The sequence below is a fragment of the Rhodococcus sp. NPDC057014 genome (assembly GCF_042673295.1).
Classification (GTDB): domain Bacteria; phylum Actinomycetota; class Actinomycetes; order Mycobacteriales; family Mycobacteriaceae; genus Rhodococcus_F.
The window spans coordinates 1-18,938 of the sequence record NZ_JBHUSF010000095.1; the positions used below are offsets into that span (position 1 = coordinate 1).

14 protein-coding genes are annotated in these 18,938 nt (G+C 66.1%); 6 read left to right on the plus strand and 8 right to left on the minus strand.

All coding sequences use genetic code 11. The features are described from left to right. Nucleotides 1-1,055 precede the first annotated feature (1,055 nt). Nucleotides 1,056-2,117: an IS110 family transposase gene (locus tag ACFTZB_RS19835; RefSeq protein ID WP_378433655.1), complete on the plus strand. Its 1,062-nt coding sequence runs from the start codon at nt 1,056-1,058 to the stop codon at nt 2,115-2,117. 33 nt (nt 2,118-2,150) lie between these two features. Here the strand turns inward: ACFTZB_RS19835 and istB are convergent, their stop codons facing one another. From istB to ACFTZB_RS19855, 4 genes are all read right to left on the minus strand, one after another. Next, complete coding sequence (gene istB, locus ACFTZB_RS19840; protein ID WP_378433656.1) at nt 2,151-2,993, minus strand: IS21-like element helper ATPase IstB; 843 nt, start codon at nt 2,991-2,993, stop codon at nt 2,151-2,153. Further along, nucleotides 2,990-4,369, minus strand: coding sequence for a transposase (locus ACFTZB_RS19845; RefSeq protein WP_378433657.1), 1,380 nt, complete (start codon nt 4,367-4,369; stop codon nt 2,990-2,992). The genes istB and ACFTZB_RS19845 overlap by 4 nt, the downstream gene beginning before the upstream one ends. Nucleotides 4,370-4,504: 135 nt before the next feature. Beyond that, the gene (locus ACFTZB_RS19850) at nt 4,505-5,593 is read right to left on the minus strand and encodes a hypothetical protein (RefSeq protein WP_378433658.1); all 1,089 of its coding nucleotides are present in this window, start codon (nt 5,591-5,593) and stop codon (nt 4,505-4,507) included. Nucleotides 5,594-6,598: 1,005 nt separating this feature from the next. Then, complete coding sequence (locus ACFTZB_RS19855; protein ID WP_378433659.1) at nt 6,599-7,330, minus strand: DUF2510 domain-containing protein; 732 nt, start codon at nt 7,328-7,330, stop codon at nt 6,599-6,601. Between the two features lie 517 nt (nt 7,331-7,847). On the opposite strand from ACFTZB_RS19855, the gene ACFTZB_RS19860 reads away from it, so the two are divergent. Next, nucleotides 7,848-8,276, plus strand: coding sequence for an excalibur calcium-binding domain-containing protein (locus ACFTZB_RS19860; protein ID WP_378433660.1), 429 nt, complete (start codon nt 7,848-7,850; stop codon nt 8,274-8,276). A 47-nt stretch (nt 8,277-8,323) separates the two neighbouring features. Here the strand turns inward: ACFTZB_RS19860 and ACFTZB_RS19865 are convergent, their stop codons facing one another. Beyond that, nucleotides 8,324-8,764 (minus strand): hypothetical protein, encoded by a 441-nt coding sequence (locus ACFTZB_RS19865; RefSeq protein WP_378433661.1) that lies wholly within the window; start codon nt 8,762-8,764, stop codon nt 8,324-8,326. A 332-nt stretch (nt 8,765-9,096) separates the two neighbouring features. Between ACFTZB_RS19865 and ACFTZB_RS19870 the strand changes: the two genes are divergently transcribed. Further along, the gene (locus tag ACFTZB_RS19870; RefSeq protein WP_378433662.1) at nt 9,097-9,462 is read left to right on the plus strand and encodes a hypothetical protein; all 366 of its coding nucleotides are present in this window, start codon (nt 9,097-9,099) and stop codon (nt 9,460-9,462) included. A 266-nt stretch (nt 9,463-9,728) separates the two neighbouring features. Continuing rightward, nucleotides 9,729-10,757, plus strand: a complete 1,029-nt coding sequence (locus ACFTZB_RS19875; RefSeq protein ID WP_378433663.1) for a DUF4268 domain-containing protein — start codon at nt 9,729-9,731, stop codon at nt 10,755-10,757. Nucleotides 10,758-10,937: 180 nt separating this feature from the next. On the opposite strand, the gene ACFTZB_RS19880 is transcribed toward ACFTZB_RS19875, so the two are convergent. Beyond that, on the minus strand, nt 10,938-11,552 hold the full coding sequence (locus ACFTZB_RS19880; RefSeq protein ID WP_378433664.1) for an HNH endonuclease: 615 nt from the start codon (nt 11,550-11,552) through the stop codon (nt 10,938-10,940). A gap of 509 nt (nt 11,553-12,061) precedes the next feature. Then, nucleotides 12,062-12,355, minus strand: a complete 294-nt coding sequence (locus ACFTZB_RS19885) for a hypothetical protein (protein WP_378433665.1) — start codon at nt 12,353-12,355, stop codon at nt 12,062-12,064. Nucleotides 12,356-12,961: 606 nt separating this feature from the next. Between ACFTZB_RS19885 and ACFTZB_RS19890 the strand changes: the two genes are divergently transcribed. Together ACFTZB_RS19890 and ACFTZB_RS19895 are read left to right on the plus strand one after the other, a co-directional pair. Then, nucleotides 12,962-13,468 (plus strand): hypothetical protein, encoded by a 507-nt coding sequence (locus ACFTZB_RS19890; RefSeq protein WP_378433666.1) that lies wholly within the window; start codon nt 12,962-12,964, stop codon nt 13,466-13,468. A 77-nt stretch (nt 13,469-13,545) separates the two neighbouring features. After that, nucleotides 13,546-14,106, plus strand: a complete 561-nt coding sequence (locus ACFTZB_RS19895; RefSeq protein ID WP_378433667.1) for an RES family NAD+ phosphorylase — start codon at nt 13,546-13,548, stop codon at nt 14,104-14,106. 583 nt (nt 14,107-14,689) lie between these two features. Here the strand turns inward: ACFTZB_RS19895 and ACFTZB_RS19900 are convergent. Beyond that, entirely contained in the window at nt 14,690-18,937 is a 4,248-nt protein-coding gene (locus ACFTZB_RS19900; protein ID WP_378433668.1) for a TIR domain-containing protein, read from the minus strand. Nucleotide 18,938: the final 1 nt, after the last annotated feature.

The following is an 18,938-nucleotide window of genomic DNA, read 5'->3' on the forward strand; positions in this document are numbered from 1 at the left end:
CTACGCCGTTCTCCGCGAACTCCAACGCGCACTTGCCCGTTGGATCGGTACCTGCCCACTCTGTGACCACACCTTCCCCACCTAACAAAGTACTATTAGGTGCCGCCGCTACCCGACACACTCATAGTTGGCCTGGCGGGCTGGCCGGAGGCAGGCCAGCTCACAGGATGATCGAGATGAAGGATTCATTGCGCCCCCGTCTGCCACGCCTACTCGCGGCCGGAATCGCAACGCTCACGCCGCTGACTGCTGCGCTCGTCGGTGCACCGTGCCAGCGGCACAAGTCGATGCCGTCGTACCCTTGCCGGGGGGCAGGCAACACGTTGTCGTTCGAGCATGCGACGTGGATGGGCCGCCGGGGCCGCGTCATCGCGCGAACCGTCACGTCGGCAAGGGATCTCACATACTTTCCCATGGAGAACGGAGCATCGGTTCGTGCATTGACTAAACCTCACCACCGCGATCGGGGAGGCCGAGGTGCACGCATCCCAAGTCCCCGCAATCACGCCCCGCAGGTGGCCGCTGCGACTGGGTCCGCGTCGCCACCATCACCCTGAGCTACACCCCACAGCACCATATTCTGGGCAGGGATGGGGGTGTGGACGGCGTTCGATACCCTCATATCACCAATTATCTGCGGCGATACGGTCATTGGCCGCGCGCGCCAGGTCGTTGATCGTGTCGACGAGGTCCCCTGCGGGCTGACCGATGTCCGTTCCGGGAACCACCGGCATGGAATTAAGAGTCACTTCGAGTTCGTGACGAGGCTCAGCGAAATTCCCCACTTCTGCTCGGCGAAATTCCGACTTATATGAGTGTCAGCGGCGTGACGGGGTTCGTCTACCCGTTATGTTCCGTAGCAGACCGGAGGGCTGACTCGCGTAATTCCTGTCACCCACTCGTCGGGTTGACCCTGGTGGGGTGTGTCGACCCTCCGGTCTGCGTTCGCGGAGTGACTGAAGAGAGGCGTGACCCCAAGCTGCTGTGAGAGGTACTTGAAGTCGGATTGTCCTCCGCGGATTCCCAACCCCTGGCAGAGAAGGGAACCGTCTTCCATGATCGTCATCGGCATCGATCCCCACAAGTCCACCCACACCGCGACCGCGGTCGACCCAGCCACCAACACCGACCTCGGCTCGATCCGCATCGACGCCACCCTCACCGGCTACAGGACGCTGATCGCCTGGGCCAAGGCCTGGCCCACGCGTAAGTGGGCGATCGAGAACGCCGAGGGACTCGGCCATCACCTCGCGCAGTGGCTGCTCGTTCTCGGGGAGGTGGTGCTCGACGTCCCGACCACCGCCACCGCCCGGGTGCGGGAACTCTCCCGCGGCGGCCGACGCAAGAACGACCGCATCGACGCGGCCGCGGCGGCCTGTGTCGCCGCGTTGCAGGGCGATGCCCGCCCAGTGGCCCCGGAGGGGCCCACCGATATCCTGGCCTTGCTCGACGAACGTCGAACGAACCTGTCTAACAGTCGCACCCGTCTCGTCAATCAGCTGCACGCGTTGCTGCGGCAGTTGTTCGCGGGCGGTGCGCCGACCTCGCTGACCGCGGCCGCAGCCACCGCCTTATTACGGGGCTTCCGCGCCCGCAGCGAGGTGGACCGGGCCCGCGTCGGCCTGTGCCGAGACTTGATCGCCGACATCAAGCGCCTCGACAGTCAGCTCGCCGAGAACGAGAAACAGATGGCCAAAACGCTCGACGAGCACGGCACCCGTCTGCGGGAGGTAGACGGGATCGGTGCGGTGACCGCCGCCCGGTTGATCGGTCGCACGGGACGGGCCAGCCGGTTCCCGACCACCGCGGCCTACGCGAATTACAACGGTTCCGCGCCGGTACAGATAGCCAGCGCGGACACCAATCGCCACCGTCTCTCCCGCTACGGCGACCGACAACTCAACAGCGCGCTCTACACCATCGCGGTGGTCCAGATCCGGATGCCCGCCAGCGCCGGCCGCGGCTACTACGACAAAAAAATCGCCGAGGGCAAAACGCCCGCAGCGGCGAGGCGCGCCCTCAAGCGTCACCTGTCCGATCACGTCTGGCGCATCATGCTCGCCGACGAGAAACGTCTATGCCGACTAAACGAAGCGGATTCCGCAAGGGCGGCTTGACAAATAGAGAGGCACCCCACCTGTGAGCGGTGTTTACTGTAGCGGTTGCCGGGTTGCGGTGGTGGCTTTGCGGAGGTTTTCGGCGCGGGCGTGGTGGTCGCGGAGACGGTAGGAGTCGCCGTCGAGGTTGAGCACGACCGACCGGTGCAGCAGCCGGTCGAGCATGGCCGCGGCGACGGTGGTGTCGCCGAGGACCTCACCCCACTCACCCACGCTGCGGTTCGTGTTCACGATGATCGAAGTCTTCAGATATCGTTGCGCCACAACCTGAAACAACGCCGACGCCGCCTCACCGGGCAACGGGAGATAGCCCAGTTCATCAATTATCAGGAGGGTGGGGCCGGCGTAGAACCGCATCGTCGTCGCCCACCGGCCCTCGATCGCCGCCCGGTGGCAGCGGGCGGCGAGGTCGGCGGCGGTGGTGAAGTAGGTGCGGTACCCGGCGTGCACCGCAGCCCGCGCCAACCCCACCGACAGGTGCGTCTTTCCCACCCCCGGCGGGCCGATGAGCAGGATATTCGTGGCGGTCTCGAGGTAGCGGCAGGTGCCGAGCTCGGCGATGAGCTTGCGGTCCAGGCTCGGGGCGGCATCGTGGTCGAAGTCCTCGAGCGACGCCGGGGTCGGCAGACACGCGAACCGCAACCGTCCGGCCAAACGGCGGGCCTCGGTGGCATCGACCTCGATGGCGAGGAGTTCTTCGAGGGTGGCGGTCATCGACAGGTTGGTCTTCTGGGCGCGGTCGAGGACCGCCGGCAGCGCTTCGGCGGCGTCGTGCAGCTTGAGCACCGCCAGATGACCGCGCAGGCGTTGGTAGAGGCTGGCCGCCGCGGGGGTGTTCGGCGCCGGAACCGCATCGGCGGCAGGGGTGGTGTTCATGTCAGGGTGTTCCTTCCGCGGGCGGCCCGCTCGTAGGTGGACAGGTCGATGACGGTCGATGGCGTTGGCATCTGCGATGTTTCGGCTGCGCCGAAGTTCGTCGTGTTCGACTCGCTGGTGCCCCGGCGCAATGCCTCCGCGGCCGCGATCGCGGCGGGCCCGGGTGGGATCCGTTCCTTCCGGCGGTGCGGGCGCCCACCGGTGCCGGCGGCCGCCATGGCCGCCTGCTCGAGCGCGTAGACATGGCCGTGGTCGCGGACCGTGACGCCGGCGCCGTCCGGGGCGAGGCGGTGGCGGGCGATGGTGATCTGCGCGGCGGTGATGATGTCGATCATCTCGGCCCCGAGCACCCGGGTGACGGTGACCTGCGCCGACGCCAGCTCCGGAGGCACCGAGTACCGGTTGCCGCGGAACGAGACCAGTGCCTGCCGGGATGCGGTGCGGGGTTCGGTGAGGATCGCCGGATACGGCGTGGCCGGGGGCGCCGTGAGCGGTTCGGCGGCGGCGACGGTGGCCACCGAGGCCTTGCCGTCGGCGGTGGCCCGCATCCGGGTGTCGCCGCGCACCCGGCAGAATTCGTCCAGGCGTTGCTGCGCCTGTTCGACCGTGACGTCGTCGGGCAGTGTGCGCCACCAGCGTTGGGCGGCAGTGTGATTGGCCTTCTCGACCACCCCTTTGCGGTTCCCGGCTTTGGGTGGGCAGATCGCCACCGAGACGCCGTAGTGCTTCGCGACGCCGGCGAAGCTGGCGGTCACCCGGCCCGACTCGGGATGGCAGACGGTGGCCATCCGGTCGAACCGCCACACCCGCGTCACACCGCCGAGCCGGCGGCTGACCCGGTCGAGGCCGTCGACCAGATGCGGTTGGGTCATCGCCGGCGCCAGGATCCCGCGCCAGCGCCCGGAATGCGCCAGCGAGCCGACGAGCAGGTGCGCCATCGCACCCCAGCCCCAGGAGGCGGGTGGGTTCGGTAGATCGACCCAGTCCCACTGGGTTTCCTCACCGGCCGGATGGTCGATTATCGCGTTCACCCGGTCGGTGGCGTTCGCGCAGGCCGCGCACACCGGGCGGAGTTTGCGGTCGCGGATCTGGCGGGTCAGCGTCGGATACGACAGCCGATACCCGAGCTCCTCGAGTTCGTCGCACAGCGTGCGCGCCCACAGATGCGGGTCCTCGGACAGCCGGCAGGTGACGTAGTCGACGAACGGTGCGAACGGGTCCGGTTCGCGGCGTTTACGCACTCCGGGGGTGCGTTCGTCGTTCAGGTAGGCCCGGACGGTCTTGCGGTCCCGGCCGGTGTGGCGGGCGATCGCCGAGATCGACCAACCTCGTTTGCGTAGGGCATGTACTTCCACATCGTCCTCCCATGTCAGCATGTGAACGCGGGTCTCCTTCGACTGGCTGATGTGTGGTCAGAGACCATCAGCATCGAGGGAGACCCGCCCTCGTTGGCGGAGCCACACGGGTGGGGAATTTCAGTGAGCGTTACTGGGGAATTTCAGCGAGCGCCATCATTCGTAGGATCCGGTGGACCACCGAGCCTCACTGCTCCCGAATGATTCGTTGATTACTGCCCATCCTTCCGGGATGTCGATTACGAAGCCGCCATCTTTGAGGAGGAAATCGTCGGGTTGTGGTGTCTGCTGGGTGACAGAGCTGCTGGCGAGGTCTGCGGCGGGGTATGCGTTGACGGTGAAGATCAATTCGAGTTCGGAATTTTGGCAGCCGTAAGAGGCCGTGGCACCATCTGGGAGATACGAGGTCGGGTCGCCGCCGGTCACGTCACCGAGCACCGACTTGAAGCCATATCGCTCGAGGGCAGAGGTGTCGACGAGGGCGCACGGATTGCGAGGTCTCGACGCCTGGGCCGCTGCCTGCGCTTGGGCCTTGCGGGTTCGTTCTGCAGCGAGGGATCCGTCTTCGTCGGGGTAGGCGATGGTGCCCGGGCAGTTCGCGAGCAGGTACTCGATACCCGAGGTCATTTTCATACTGCGGTCCTGTGCTCCCGAGATCGGTTGGCCGCCGTGGTAGACCCAGCATGGGCGTGAGCCGCCGAATACGCTCTCGTCGAATTCCGGGGCCCAGTCGAACGTCTTGAGTTCGTAGTCGATATCGCTGCCGTAGGCGTAGCAGTATGCGGCTTTCGTCTGTTCTAGGTAGTGGTCGATGCACTGTTCGGTGAGATCAGCAAGGACGTCGACACTGTCGGTGCCTCCGACGAATCGGATGTTGCTTTGGCCGCCCTTGTCCGTTTTTGTAACGCCGTGCGCGCGAACCATAGCCTCGCTGAACTGAAGTGGTGGACTAGTTGCGCTCGGGGAAGTGCTCGACACACTGTTCGACGTGTCTGGAGCTCTAGTTGGCGCGCTGGTTGGTGGACTGGCCTGCAGCCCCTCCGACGGGGACGCCGTCGTGATCGCGGCGTCGCCGGCGGTGAAATCAGTGTCGGGCTCAGGGGTGGTTGCAGCGCCGACTGCCAGCAAGCCGATCACCACCAACGCGAGCCCAGCGGTCACCAGAGTCGGCGCGGGAGTTGGCTGCCTGCCCTGTCGGGACGCTTCGCGCCGGCGCACGGGCGTGACGAACCCGAACCATGCCACTGGAATTAGGAGACCGCCGATGATCGCAGTCGCACTGAGATTCCCCCCGGCCAAAGACCCGACCAGGATCATCGCCAGGAGGACCGTCAGGCAGGCAGCGGCGATCCGTATGGGACTCGAGGATGGTTCGGCCCCGACCTGACTCGATGTTCCTTCCGGCCTCGGCCGCGTGGGAGCTCCGGGTGTGGAAGAAGGAGGCACTGCCATATCCGTGGGGGGGTGGGCCTGATGTCGGCGGTGGAGGACCGATGGGTCGGGGCAAGGGAGGTTGAGGCAGCTGGTTGCTTGCGTGGTGTGGCGACCTTTGTCCGCTTCGGTTGTCTATGCGCGCCGATTCGACGGCTGTACGAATGAAATTCGCGTCCCGGACAAGGATCGTGGCTACGCTCACCACTTCTCGATTGTGGAGGTGAGCGACTATCTGCGAGCTGGTGAGCCTGTCGATGTACTCCATTCGCGCGACGTCAGCCAAAGCTACTGATACCGCTGGTGGCTTTCGCTTCAACTCGCCTGAGAGGAAGGCGACGACCCGAAGGTTAGTGACGGCGAGTCCGTCCAGGATCGGCCGGAACTGGGAGGCTGCGGCTAACGCCTGGATTTGTTCGCCAGGAATGAGATGACCGCTCAGGTGACGTACGAATTTGTCGGCAGTCTTCTGCTTCAGGCCGGGTGCAAGCTGTATGTCCACGATTGTCCTGCTCTGAGGTTTGAGTTCTGCGCGTTAGGAGACCCGTCGCGTAGCAACGATGACAGCACCACTCGACGTGAAGAGTACGGAACTGACATCCGCGAATCTCTACATAGTTTCATCCTCTGAACGCGATCAATCGTTACCGCTCGAAGGCGCGGCCTGGAAGTGCTTGTGGCGGCGGGCCTGACGTTGTCGAACGCCCGATGCAGGGCACGGATTTGTCCCACCGACCGAGAACCGGGCCGAACCGAACTTCATGATTGTGACCGGCCCGGACCAGAAGGTCAGTGCACAAAGATGTGTAGGTGTATGAGCTAGTTAGCCGAGCCGGTCACGTCGATGATGTTCGCCTGTAATTGCGGCACCGTCGTGTTGCCCCCGATCTGCGTCTCATACGAGTACGAACCGAGGACCTCCACGTACATCGTCAGGAGGTCGTCCTCGACGACGTTGGCGAGAAGGCTCCGCGCACCCGTGACAACCGTGTTCTGGTCGTAGTCATACGAGCGATCACTCGGCCCAGCGGCGGTGTCCGCCCGGAAGGTCGTCGTCCCCGTCGCCGAATCGAACTGGGTAACCACCCCGTAGACCACGATCTTGCGGCCCTTGCTCGCATCAGGGTTCTTCGCCAGCAGCGCGAAGTCCCGTTCCCCCAGCACCTCGTACGTGCTGCGATCCATTCTCGCCGCTTCGATCGCCGCCACCCGCTGACGTTCCGCCTCCGCAGCCTGACGTTGACGCTCGGCCTCCGCGGCCCGCGCCTCACTCTGGCGTTTGAACTCGTCAGCCGACATTGTGGAAGTGGCCGCGGCCCTGCTAGAGCTGGCACCTACATTCTGCGCGGTCTCGTCGTCGCCTGCATTCGCCACGATTCCGATGATCAGTACCAGAACAATGAAGAGACCGCCAATCACCCACGGCCACTTCGGCTTCCCATCACCGGGCGCCTTCGGAGGCTTCGGGGGCCGCAGCGGCTGGCCGGAGCTGGGCTGCCCGATCTGACCCGGCTCCGGTCCGTTGGGCTGCGGGTAGTACGGGTCACTCATCGAACACCCCTCTCAGAGATGGAACAGAGGGTCGATCAAGTGGGTGTTCCCTGTCGAGCCCTCACTATTTCGGCGGTATCCGGCAGTCCCCGAATATCCGAGGTTCGACATGATCACGCCTTATTCTTGGCTACTTGACCCGGGCAGATTCTGGGGGCAATACCCCTGTGAACAACAGGAATACGACACTCCGAGCTAATCGGCGATTGTATTCAACGACACGCCGGGAGCTTTGAAGGTCTGCCATCAGTTATATCGACCGCAACCCTGTCGATGTTTCACACCGAACGGTTTGCGTACCCCGGAAGTGCCACGGGTTGGTCGCATATCCACCGCCAGTTACTGGAGACTCCGGGGGGCCCTAGCCGCGCAGCAACCTGCGCGCGACGCCCAAACGAAACAACCGCAACGGCGGAGCGGTCATCGCGGCATTCTTCGTCGTCTGTCGGTCACTCAGCTGATACCGAACGTCCCGTTTGCCTGACTTCATGCCGGAATTAAGACGACAATCCTGGGGATGGTAGCGCTGGCCGTCTCCGCCCTCCTCAGCGGCTGCGGTGCCGGCGCGCAGTCCAGCAGCACGTCGACCACCACCACGGCCTCGGTGGCCCGGCTGGTCGACGCGTCGAGCGCACGGCCCACGACCACCACCAGCGCGGCACCCGCCACGACCACCGCCGCCCTGCCGGTAACCACATCGGCGGCCGTCGTCCCGCCGGTCGCCCCGGTCGCGCCCACGACAACCGTGGCCGTTGCTCCCCCGCCAGCCCCCGTCGTCATCCCGGCAAACCCGCCGGCGCCGATCCACACCGCCCCGCAATCAATGGTCAGCTCCGCGTCCTGCGCCGACGCAAAAGCAGCCGGCGCCGCGCCGATCTACCAAGGCGAACCCGGCTACTCGACGAAACTCGACCGGGACAAGGACGGTATCGCCTGCGACAAGTGACGCGGCGTCACCATCGACCGACCTCATTCCGTAGTCGACGGTGCGGGTCACAGGGGGCACAGGGTTTGCCGGGTCCGGTTCCAGAACGGAAACAGCTCGGGGCTGCCGGCGTCCGGGTGTTGCCGTTGCGACTGTTCGACGAATTCGAGGACCGTCTTTCCGGTGGTGTGCGAGAGTGCGCAGGCGTCCAGACTCAGCTTCGCCGACGCCACGAACCCGATCCGCTCGGCGTACGGGCCCAGGACCCCGGAATCGACGAACGGGGCGAGGCCTGTCCCCCACCGGTTGAAGGCGGACTGCAACCCGAAATCACAGGGCTGCCCGAAGAGTTCACTGCACGTCGTCGGTCCGCCGTGGACCGTGACCACGGTGTCGGGCAGCGGGCGCGGCGGCTCGGGCGGATCCGGTCGCGACGCGACCCCCCACACCACCAGCACCGCGGCGCCGACCACCAGGCACACCAGCACCGCCTTCAGGACCTGCTTCATCGCTCACTCACCTCGTCACACACCTTCATTGCACCACTCCTGCCCTCCGGCCGGCTGACACACCGGTGCACGACAACGGGAGCGTCGTCGGAGGTCACCGGAGAGGGGACGGCGCCCACAACGCGAGCCGCTCCTCGCGTGACGCAATGCACGGTGCGCTCGGTAGCCGTGCGCGTGCAACCCCGACCGGTACGGGTGAAACCCAACCCGTTCCTGTCTGCTGATGCATGGGCCGCCGGTACCACTCGAACCGCCGACCGACATCCGTGATGTGATTCGGTCGACGGTGCCGGCGATTTTGCGGTCCCGCCGGCACGGAATGGAGGACCGAGATGACCGAAGTCGACTACATCGACGTGGTCGGGGCGCAGTCCGTGCTCGAGGTGGCCGAGGTGGTCGCCGCGGTGCTCGGGGCCCGGATGGAGATGGGCGGCGAACCCGGACGCATCGTGGTCACCGGAGCGCCCGATCCCGATCTTCGGATTGTCATCGGGCTGGCGATCAACGACCGCGGGCTGCCCGAAAGGTGGACGCGGCGAATCACGATCACCCACGATCGCAGTGGCGACGAACGCCACCACTTGGCACAGCACCTACACCGGGCCGTCACCGAACGCCGCGACTGGACCCTCACCGTGATCCCCGGCGGCCCGCCGAACCCACACGCCCCACCCTCATCGAACGTCCCGGGAACATGACCCGCTCCGCGGGAAAACACGCGCCAGAAACCCTCGTCCACCGCCTCGGTGCGGGGCGATGGCCGTCTACGCCCCGCAGCATCCACACCGCACCCCAGGGCACCGATGCCGCGGAAACGGGCGTTGGTGACCGCGGCCGCCGCTGTCCCTACGCGTGGCTGCGTTCTATCTGCACCACACACAGGCCAATTCCAGCCATGAACTCGGCGCCGACACCGGTCGGTCAGCCGTACGCTGACCCCACAGCGAAGGACCGTGCGCCGGAAATGGGGCGAGTCGACATGGACGAACTCGACAGCAAGAACCTGGGCAGGCTGCGCCGGATCGCGGACGCCAGGTCGGTGTGGACCTCCGAATCCGGGGACTTCACCCCCTGGCTCGCCGAGAACATCGACGTCCTCGCCGACGCCCTCGAAATGACTCTGACCGTCGTCGCCACCGAAGTGCGGATCGGCGACTTCCGCCTCGACATCCACGCCAAAGACGGCAACGACCGCTCCGTCGTCATCGAGAACCAACTCGAACGCACCGACCACGGACACCTCGGACAATGTCTCGTCTACGCCTCCGGCCTCGACGCCTCCACCGTCATCTGGGTCGCCCCCAATTTCCGCGAAGAGTTCCGCAGCGCCCTCGACTGGCTCAACGAACACACCGACAGCGAACTCGGCTTCTTCGGAGTCGAAATCGGCATCGTCCAGATCGGCCACGGACCCCCGGCACCGGTCTTCGACATCGTCTCCCGCCCCAACGACTGGCAGAAAACCGTCAAGACCGCCGGCAACGCCGCCGAAGCCCGCACCGCAACCCCGGCGAACACTGCCCGGCAAGTGTTGTTCCACGAGGTCCTCACCGCCGCGAACACCCGCCAGCCCGCCATCTCGGTCCCGAAACCCCAGAAAGGGAACTGGATCTCCTTTGCTGGTAGTCCTTTCGGGACCTGGGGCATGAGCATCAGCGACGACCGCATGCGAGTCGAGGCCTACATCGACACCTACAACGCCGACATCAACAACGCCCTGTTCGACGAATTCGCCGCCGAGGCCGACTCCTGGCAGGCCCAATGCGGCCTGGATCTGGTGTGGGAGCGGCTCGATGACCGCAGAGCCTCCCGCATTGCTGCGTACAGATCCGTCGATCTCGACGATCCTGCCGACCGCGACGCGGCCCACCAGTGGGCGGTCGACGCGTTGGTCGCCATGTACAACACCCTGCACGCGCCCTTGCGCGCGGCCGCGAAAGTCCGGCGCGCCGAGCACGCCGACCCTGCACCACCGCGCGAGTCGCAGATCTGATCACAGAACCAGCCGGCAATTTTCGCCTCCCCGACCTGCCCGCGTGCACCTTTTCGCAGAGGCATGGGGGATGGATCGAGCTCAGTTGAGATCTCAGCCCGTGTCCGTGCGGTCAGCGCTGTCCGTCCTCACGAGGACGCCGGGGAGTAGAGCACGGTCACCGCGTTGAGCCAGGACCGATCACCACGGCTCAGGACCGGGCGGCCGGACGCCGCCCACAACGCAGGGTAGAGGTCGGCCAGGCCCCGCCACGTGGAACTCTTCGAGCTCACGCAAGACGAAGCCCACATCGTCGAGGAGAAGCCCGGACTTACGCGAATTGCACGGCCAGCACGCCGTGACGATGTTGCTGGCGTCGAGCGGGTCGCCCCCGTGTGAGAGCGGTACGACATGGTCGTGGGTGGCCGACAGTGACCAGTACGCGGGGTGCGTGTCGGTGGTCTTCCAGTTCGGGTGGAAGGGGAACTGGGCGGGAAAATTCGCGGACAGCAGGCGCATCACCGGCGTCAGGATGGTCTTGATCCCGCAGTAACGGCACAGGTATCGATCCCGGTCATAGATCGCGGCGAGGTCTTTCTCCCGCGGAGCGCGGCGTCGCGTCGCCTCCCGTCGCTCGAACGCGATACTGTCCATCGCCCGCCGCGCGTCGGCTACCCGTGCCTCGATCAGCGCCTCGGCGATTCCTTGCAGCAGATCCGGCAGCGCGGCGCTGGGTCCGACACCTGGCGGCGTGTAGCGACCGGTGTGGCCAGGCGAGTCGCGACCGGGCCCGGTGGGAGTTGTCGAGGGCGTCACGGGCAGTCCTTCACGCGGCCACGCACGGGCGAACCGCTGCCGGCGGCGCGGCGACACCGCTGTCGGCCTCTCACCGCTGAGCGCGCACCGTTCCCGGTGGCGGTCACTGCAACGGCCGGAGCCATTGCACCATAGGAATCATGAAGGGGAACCACACTTCCCAGCCCAACATGTGACACCCCGTTTTCGCAGACCCTCTACCCGACAATCGCAGCGAGGCTGATGACCGTTTCACACACAGCGCCGCAGAAGCCGGCGATGCCGGTCGAACACACAGCGATGGCAGAAAGGCCCGGACCCGATCACCCTCGACGACCGTGCGTTGGGCTGATGAGGTCCGGTCCCGGCCCCGAGTGCCGTCGGGTCGAAAGGTCACGGTACGCACGGTCGCGGCATCCGAGGTCGTTGTTACACGACGTAATCCGGGCGCGGCCGGCAGATCGACAGGCCGAGGCGCCAGACAAACCCGCCTCTCGTAGTTGAAATGCGGATTCGGCAGGAGGCGTTGGTTACGAGACCTTGACGCTCCCGGCGAAGAAGAACGGGGCCACACTTCCGAAGCAGAAAACGTTCACATTGGATCCAGACGCGAAACCGCCGATCTTTCCGACGCCGGCTTTGAATCCGAAATTCGAGTCGAGTGCGAAGCAGTTCCAGCTCTCCCCCGCCGGTACCGCAATGCTGATCTCACCTTTGCCGCCCGCGGTGACAGTAGGTGCCGCTGTTGCGGTGCCGGCCCCCACGAGCATCACAGGGGCGATGACTGCTGAGGCAACAGCTGTGCGCAACGCGATCTTGTTCATCGTGCTCACCTTCGATTCTGAAAAGTCCCGACTCGGATAGAACCGGTGACGCCGGCCCCCACCAGGGGAGCCGCGATCGCGTTCACCGCTTACTTCACATATCGCATCGACACCCGAAAAGTTTCACCAATACGACAATTTTCTTAAATGCGATACTTGAACAACCGACCAATTCAATTGGACAAGTGCCTTCCGGCGGGTTTCTGATCAAACGAACGCGAGCAACTACTTAATTTCGCGGTGCCCCATTTCGGCGTGCGGGCCGCTGGCAAACGCGTAGCGGTCGGACGCCTCACAATAGCGGCTCGAGGGGTTCGGAGGGGCGCGCACGGTCGGAGGTTGAGGGGGCCGAGCGCACGTCCTCCGGTCGCGAGCGACGGGCGCCCCCCTGCCGAAGAGGCGAGGCACCGGAGGGTCTGGCTGCCGCGAATGGCCGTCGGGTCCCCGCGTGCAGAGCGCCTGCCGGATACTCGCCAAAGGTCGCCAGGTCGGCGATCCCTACCATGCTTGCGGGAAGAAACCCCTGCTCAGAAAGCTGGATAGCGAGCGTGCAACACTTTTGCTTGACCTCTTGACTTGACCTGCTTGACCGAGGATCATGGTGGCATGAGCACACCACTGAAGAAGGTCGTCGACGACCAGCTCACCGCCAGCGGGATGGCCGCCGAGCAACTCGACGACGTCGACGCCAAGTACGTCGCCGCCGGCGTCAAGAACGTGCTCTCGAACCTCAAGGCCCGCCGCGCATGGGAGAACCACATCGGCGCAATCTTGACCCACAAACAGGCCGTCGACGCCACCGGCTGGACGAAGCAGGCCCTCAGCCAAGCCGTCAGAGACTCTCGGGTCCTGCGTCTCGAGGCCGCCGACGGGACGATCGGCTACTGGTCGGGCGGATTGACCGACACCGCGCCCCACGTTCCGATCCGGGGAATCAAAGACGCCCTGAAGGCCTGGGCGTCCGCCGACGTCCAGTCCTGGACCATCGCCTCGTGGCTGTCGAGCCCACAACCCGAACTCGACGACCGCACCCCGAGGCAGGCCCTCCTCGACGGTGACACCGCCGATGTCGTCAAGCTGGCACGGCAGGCCGCCGAACGGCTGGCTTCGTGAGTTCTTCCCGAGCGATACAACACCTCGCCGTCCCACCGTCCCCGGACACACTCCGGGGACGGTTCCCTGTTCACGCTGTGCCCGCCGGCACGACGACCTACCGCACGCACGGGGCCAAGTTCGGCCCGTGGTGGTTCGGCACCAGCCTCGGTGGCCGCTTCGACCTGACCGGCCCCGACGGAACCTGCTACACCGCCGAGTCCGAACTGATCACCCTCCTCGAAACCTGGTGCGGCATCGCGCTCATCCCGAGCCCGGAGATCGCGCAACGAGCCATCTCCGCCGTGGCAGTCACCCGAGACCTGCACCTCGCCGACGCAACCTCGAACGCCGCAATCGGCTTCGGCATGACATCCGAGATCTCGACCACCTCCGACTACCCGCTCACCCAGCAATGGGCGCAGGCACTGCGCGCAGCCGGGTTCGACGGCATCCGCTACTGGGCGCGGCACGAAATGACGCACGTGCACGCCTGCTACGCCCTGTTCGCGCCCAGTGGGGACCAGACCAGCACGGTAGCGGTCCCCACCGACTTCACCGTGCTCGGCACCGACGCCTTGCCCGATCGCACCGACCTCTGGGATGCGCTGCACGCCACGGCCGGCATCGAAGTCCTCGACATCCCCGGCAGCATCTAAAGCCAGGCCACCCACGAGATACCGGTGGGCGTCGCGGGTTCGGTGTCTCGGGGCGCGCCTCGCAAGCGCGACCCCGGGCCGTGCGCTAGAGAGCCGTAGAGAACGCAACAGTGGGTGGTCGCCGCACCCGCCACCCGAAACTCTGCCATCGCATCAAGGGAGCGCACTGTCCATCAGGAGGTCGAGCAGCTGCTCTCCGGTGGACTCTCCAGGCCCTCGACGGCGTCGGCGGGAACAGCCGACCTCGTCACCCCGGCGGTGGCCGACACTCTCACGCAGGGGCCTGGGTGTAGATCGCTGCACCACACGATCCGGCACCGTGCCGGTCAGCGGAAGATCGTCCACACCGCGGCGGCCGCGAGCGCCACCACGACCACGACCATCACCACGGTGACGAGGAGTTCGTGATCGGCGAGAAGTTGCTGCATGACAAGAAGCCTCCCAGTCCCGGCACCCGTCAGAGCACACTAGCGAGCGCAAACTCCGACATCGGCACCGACCGGAACGCCTAGAGAGTCGGGTGAGTTGCTGCTGCTGCGACGCGATGTCGCGCTGGTGGACGTGGTTGTCGGGCTCCTCATGGTCATTTGCCGTCGTCGCCGAGGGCCGGAAGGCCGGGACAGAGTTCCACGTAATCGACGTCGGGAACCCAATACTCCCACTGTTCCCGACTCATGTTCTGGGTCATCTTGGCACACAAAAGTTCTGGCGAGGCCGTCGGTACTGGCCATATGCGGAGTGTGCCGTCGGCGCTGGCGGAGACGACGCGACTGCCATCTGGGCTGAACGCGACGTCGGCCACCGGTTTGGTGTGTCCGGTGAACGGCGGTCCGAGTTGGGATCGGGTCTCCACATCCCACAACCGAACCGTGTTGTCGCTACTTCCGGTCGCGATTGTGCGGCCGTCCGGGCTGAATGCCACAGTGGAGACATAACCCTCCTGCCACATGGGTTGGCCCACCGATTCCCCGGTTTGCGCGTTCCACAATCGCAGCGACGTGCCGAGACTTCCGGAGGCTAACGTCCGGCCGTCGGGGCTGAAGGTGAGGGCGGTGATCCAGCCGTCGCCGTTTGCTGGGCTTCCGATGGGTTGCCCCGTCTTGGCGTCCCAGAGCCGGACGTTCTGGTCTAAACCGCCGGTCGCAACGCGGGTACCGTCGGGACTGACCGCAAGTGCCGACACCGTGGCGTCGTGATGGAGCGGCGGGCCGATCGGCTGCATCGTGTCGGAATTCCAGAGCTGCACGTCGGTGCCCTCTATCGAGGCGATCACGTGGCTGTCCCCGTCGTAGGCAATGCTCGTGATCGCCTCGGACGGCGGGCGGAGGGGCTTCCCGATCGGTTGCCCGGTGTCGGCGTTCCAGAACCGCACCGTGTGGGAGCTGAGCGACACGATCTGACGTCCATCCGAGTTGAATCCGCCGGAGACGGCGCGGTCGTTGGGGCCGGTCGAAGCGCCGCTCGGGTCGATCGGAACGTCGATCGGCTGGCCTATCGGAGCGCCGGTCATAGAGTCCCACTGCCGCATAGTTCCGTCGAAGCTGCCCGATACGATCCTGGTTCCATCCGGGCTGAAAGCGACGCTGTCGACGATGTCGTCGTGACCGCGGAAGAGCCGCCGGCCGCTCGTGTCCCACAATCGCAGGGTGAGGTCGAGGCCGCCGGAGACCACGCGGCTACCGTCGGGGCTGAACGCGGCACTCGAGACCGCGAACTCATGTCCCTCCAGCGGCTGTCCTATCGGCTGCAGTGTCGCCGCATCCCACAATCGCACCGTCTTGTCGTCGCTCGCGGAGACTATTCGGCCCCCGTCGCGGCTGAATGCGACGCTTTCGACGGCGTTCTCGTGGCCACGCTGAGGCTCGCCGACCGGCTCCATGTTCTCCGCGTCCCACAACCGGATCGTGCCGTCTAATCCGCCGGACACGATACGACGGCCGTCCGGGCTGAACGCGACGCTGTACACGTCGCCGCCGTGACCACGCAGCGGTTCACCGATCGGCTGGCCAGTCTCCGCGTCCCATAGTCGAAGTGTGTCATCCGTACTGCCCGAGGCGATCCGACGACTGTCTGGGCTGAACGCGACGGCAGAGACCGGCTCCTCGTGGCCCTGCATGGGCTCGCCGATCGGTTGCCGGGTCTGGGCGTCCCATAGTCGCAGTGTCTTGTCCGTGCTGCCCGAGACGATCTGGCGACCATCGGGGCTGAACGCCACCCGCATTACCTGCGCCTCGTGGCCCCGCATGGGCTCGCCGATCGGCTGTCGTGTGTCGGTGTCCCATAACCGAATTGTGCGGTCGTAGCTGCCCGAAACGAGGCGTTTACCGTCCGGGCTGAATGCCACGCTCGAGACCTCGAGGTCGTGGCCATCCATTGCCTCGCCGATGGGCTGTCCGGTTTCCGCGTCCCACAATTGGACGGTGTCGTCGCCCATTCCGGACGCGATCCGACTGCCGTCCGGGCTGAACGCCACGCTGTGGACGTTGCTGCTCGTATTGATGACCTTGAGTACTTCACGCTGCTGGTTCAGCGCATTGAGCAGCGCGAAGTCGCCGTTGTTCACTGATGGAAAGCTGCGCGCGGCCAGCACCATCTGCATCGCCAGCACATCGTTGCGGAATCCGGGATACTGGCCCGCGAGCAAGAGCTGCGAATTCGCGATCAACGCCAGCGCCGTCGCGTCCCTGCTGCGCGCATCCGCCTCCTGCCGTGCCTTCCACGCCCACACGAACCCCACTCCCGCAACCACCGCCACCACGACCACCAGCGCCAGCACAGCCCGCAGAATCCGCGACCGACGCCGCAACACGCGGGCATGCCCCTGCGCCTCTTCCTTCGCCCGACTTTCCGCCGCCGCCAACGCTTCGGCCGCTTCCTGGCGATCCCGGGCGGCTTGGAGGTCGGACTCCTGCCGCTGCCGTTCCGCCTCGAGGTGCCGATCCTCGCGCTGGCGCGACGCGAGCAGGAACTCCCTGGCTGGGTTGAGCCGGCTCCGGAAACCCGGCTTCGCGGCGAGCGATTCGGCGTCTGTGAGCCGACTGCCCTCCAGTAGCCAGTCGTCGCGGCGGGCATTACGTTCCCACGCCACCGCAGCCTGCTCGAGGATGTCGGCGTCCTTCAAATCGGAGGCCTCTGCGCGCAACCATTCCGCGAGCTCGTCCCACTGGCGAAGCAGGCTCTCCAGCGCGACCTCGACGACCACCTCGCCGTCACGTTCGTCCTTGACCAGCAACCGTTTCTCCACGAACGCGTCGATCAACGCGTGGCTATCGATGGGGAGGTCGTTCCAGCGGCCGAGGCGGCGCATCGGCTGATCATTGTCCGGGTTGATCGTCGCCAGCCACGGAATGAACGCATCGTGCAGCTGCTCGAGCTGGGCCTGCCGTGTGGTGGGATCTGCGGCGAGTAGTTCGTCGACCTCGGTCTGCACGATCTGCGGCATCCCGCCCATCGTCTCGTACACACTCACGGTCAGGTCCCCGTCGGCCCCGTAGTCGTGATACAGGCGCTGAAGGGTCAGGGCCAGCAGCGGCAGAGCGTCCGCGCCTTGGGCGCAATCGGTCAGCAGCCGGTCGACCAGCTCGGGTGTCACGGTCAGCGGCCGGCCCGCCGCCGTCTCGCGCCGCGCCGGGCCGGTGATGACCTCCTTGAACTCCACCGGTGGCATCGGTTTGAGCTCGTCGAACACCACACTCTGCAGCTCGGCCAGCTCCGGTGCGGTCTGCAACGGCTCGTACCGGTCGGCACGGATGGTGACCGCCACGATCAGGGCCGGGGTGATCCCGGCGTCGTGACGCAGCAGAGCGGCGAGCAACTCGAGGAACCGTGGGGCCTGCGGTCCGGCGTCGGCCCCGAAGAGTTCCTCACCCTGATCGAGCGGCAGGACCAGCGTCGGCGGCGGCGCGTCGGCGGGCAGGTCGAGCAGCCGGGCGCGGGCCGCCTCCCGGGCCTCGGCCAACCAGTCGTGCAGCCGGTCGACGTCGGAATCGAGGCAGGCGTCCTTGATCTCCCCCAGCAGCGGCCGGGGCAACCCCAGATCGGTGCGCAGGCTGTGCAGGGCGTGGGCCACGCCGAGTTCCCCGGAAAGCACCGCCCGTTCCGGGCGCACGATGTCCAGGAGCAGAAACCGGCGGTCGTCGCGGCGCAGCCGCGGCAGCAGCCCGGCCCGCAGAAACGACGACTTCCCGGTACCGGAGGGGCCCAGGATCACCAACAGCGACTCCACCCCCGACCCGCGCATCCCCCGCACCGCGTCCAATCCGCGCACAATCTGGCCGTCCCGGCCGAAGAAGACCGCGGCATCGGCCTCGTCGAACGGTGCCCAACCCCGGTACGGAGCCCGATCGGGATCGTGCGGCGGCGGCCACGGGAAAAACTGCGCCCCGATCCCCAACGCGCGCAGCCCGTCCAGCAGGCGGTGCAGACCCTCGGTGGCAAAGACCACCGGATCCCCGGAATCGATGGTGATCTCGGTGGTCGGACCGGCACCGAACAGATCGCACCGCTGCCATTCACCGGTGATGCTGCCGGGCACCGGCTCCAGCCGGGCGCAGAGAACCGCCTTGTTCAACGTTTCCGCGTACCGGAACTCGGTCGCACATTCGTGCGAGGCCTCCCAGCGTGCGGACAGCAGGCAGATCACCGCCTCGCAGCGGGTGTTCGCCTGCTGCAACGCCTGTTTCCAGCGTTCCCCCGGCCGGATCCCGGTGTGCGGGTCCAGATCCAGGAAGATCTCGTCGGCCAGGGCGGGTTCCTGCTCGATCAGCCACCGCTTCACCGCGATCGCCGCCCGAGAATCCCGGCTCGAATGACTCAGGAAGACACGCGACACA

Coding starts and splice junctions, on each gene's coding strand:
- ACFTZB_RS19835 (WP_378433655.1), top strand. CDS start 1,056: ATGATCGTCATCGGCATCGATCCCCACAAGTCCACCCACACCGCGACC.
- istB (WP_378433656.1), bottom strand. CDS start 2,993: ATGAACACCACCCCTGCCGCCGATGCGGTTCCGGCGCCGAACACCCCC.
- ACFTZB_RS19845 (WP_378433657.1), bottom strand. CDS start 4,369: ATGCTGACATGGGAGGACGATGTGGAAGTACATGCCCTACGCAAACGA.
- ACFTZB_RS19855 (WP_378433659.1), bottom strand. CDS start 7,330: ATGAGTGACCCGTACTACCCGCAGCCCAACGGACCGGAGCCGGGTCAG.
- ACFTZB_RS19860 (WP_378433660.1), top strand. CDS start 7,848: ATGGTAGCGCTGGCCGTCTCCGCCCTCCTCAGCGGCTGCGGTGCCGGC.
- ACFTZB_RS19865 (WP_378433661.1), bottom strand. CDS start 8,764: ATGAAGCAGGTCCTGAAGGCGGTGCTGGTGTGCCTGGTGGTCGGCGCC.
- ACFTZB_RS19870 (WP_378433662.1), top strand. CDS start 9,097: ATGACCGAAGTCGACTACATCGACGTGGTCGGGGCGCAGTCCGTGCTC.
- ACFTZB_RS19875 (WP_378433663.1), top strand. CDS start 9,729: ATGGGGCGAGTCGACATGGACGAACTCGACAGCAAGAACCTGGGCAGG.
- ACFTZB_RS19885 (WP_378433665.1), bottom strand. CDS start 12,355: ATGAACAAGATCGCGTTGCGCACAGCTGTTGCCTCAGCAGTCATCGCC.
- ACFTZB_RS19890 (WP_378433666.1), top strand. CDS start 12,962: ATGAGCACACCACTGAAGAAGGTCGTCGACGACCAGCTCACCGCCAGC.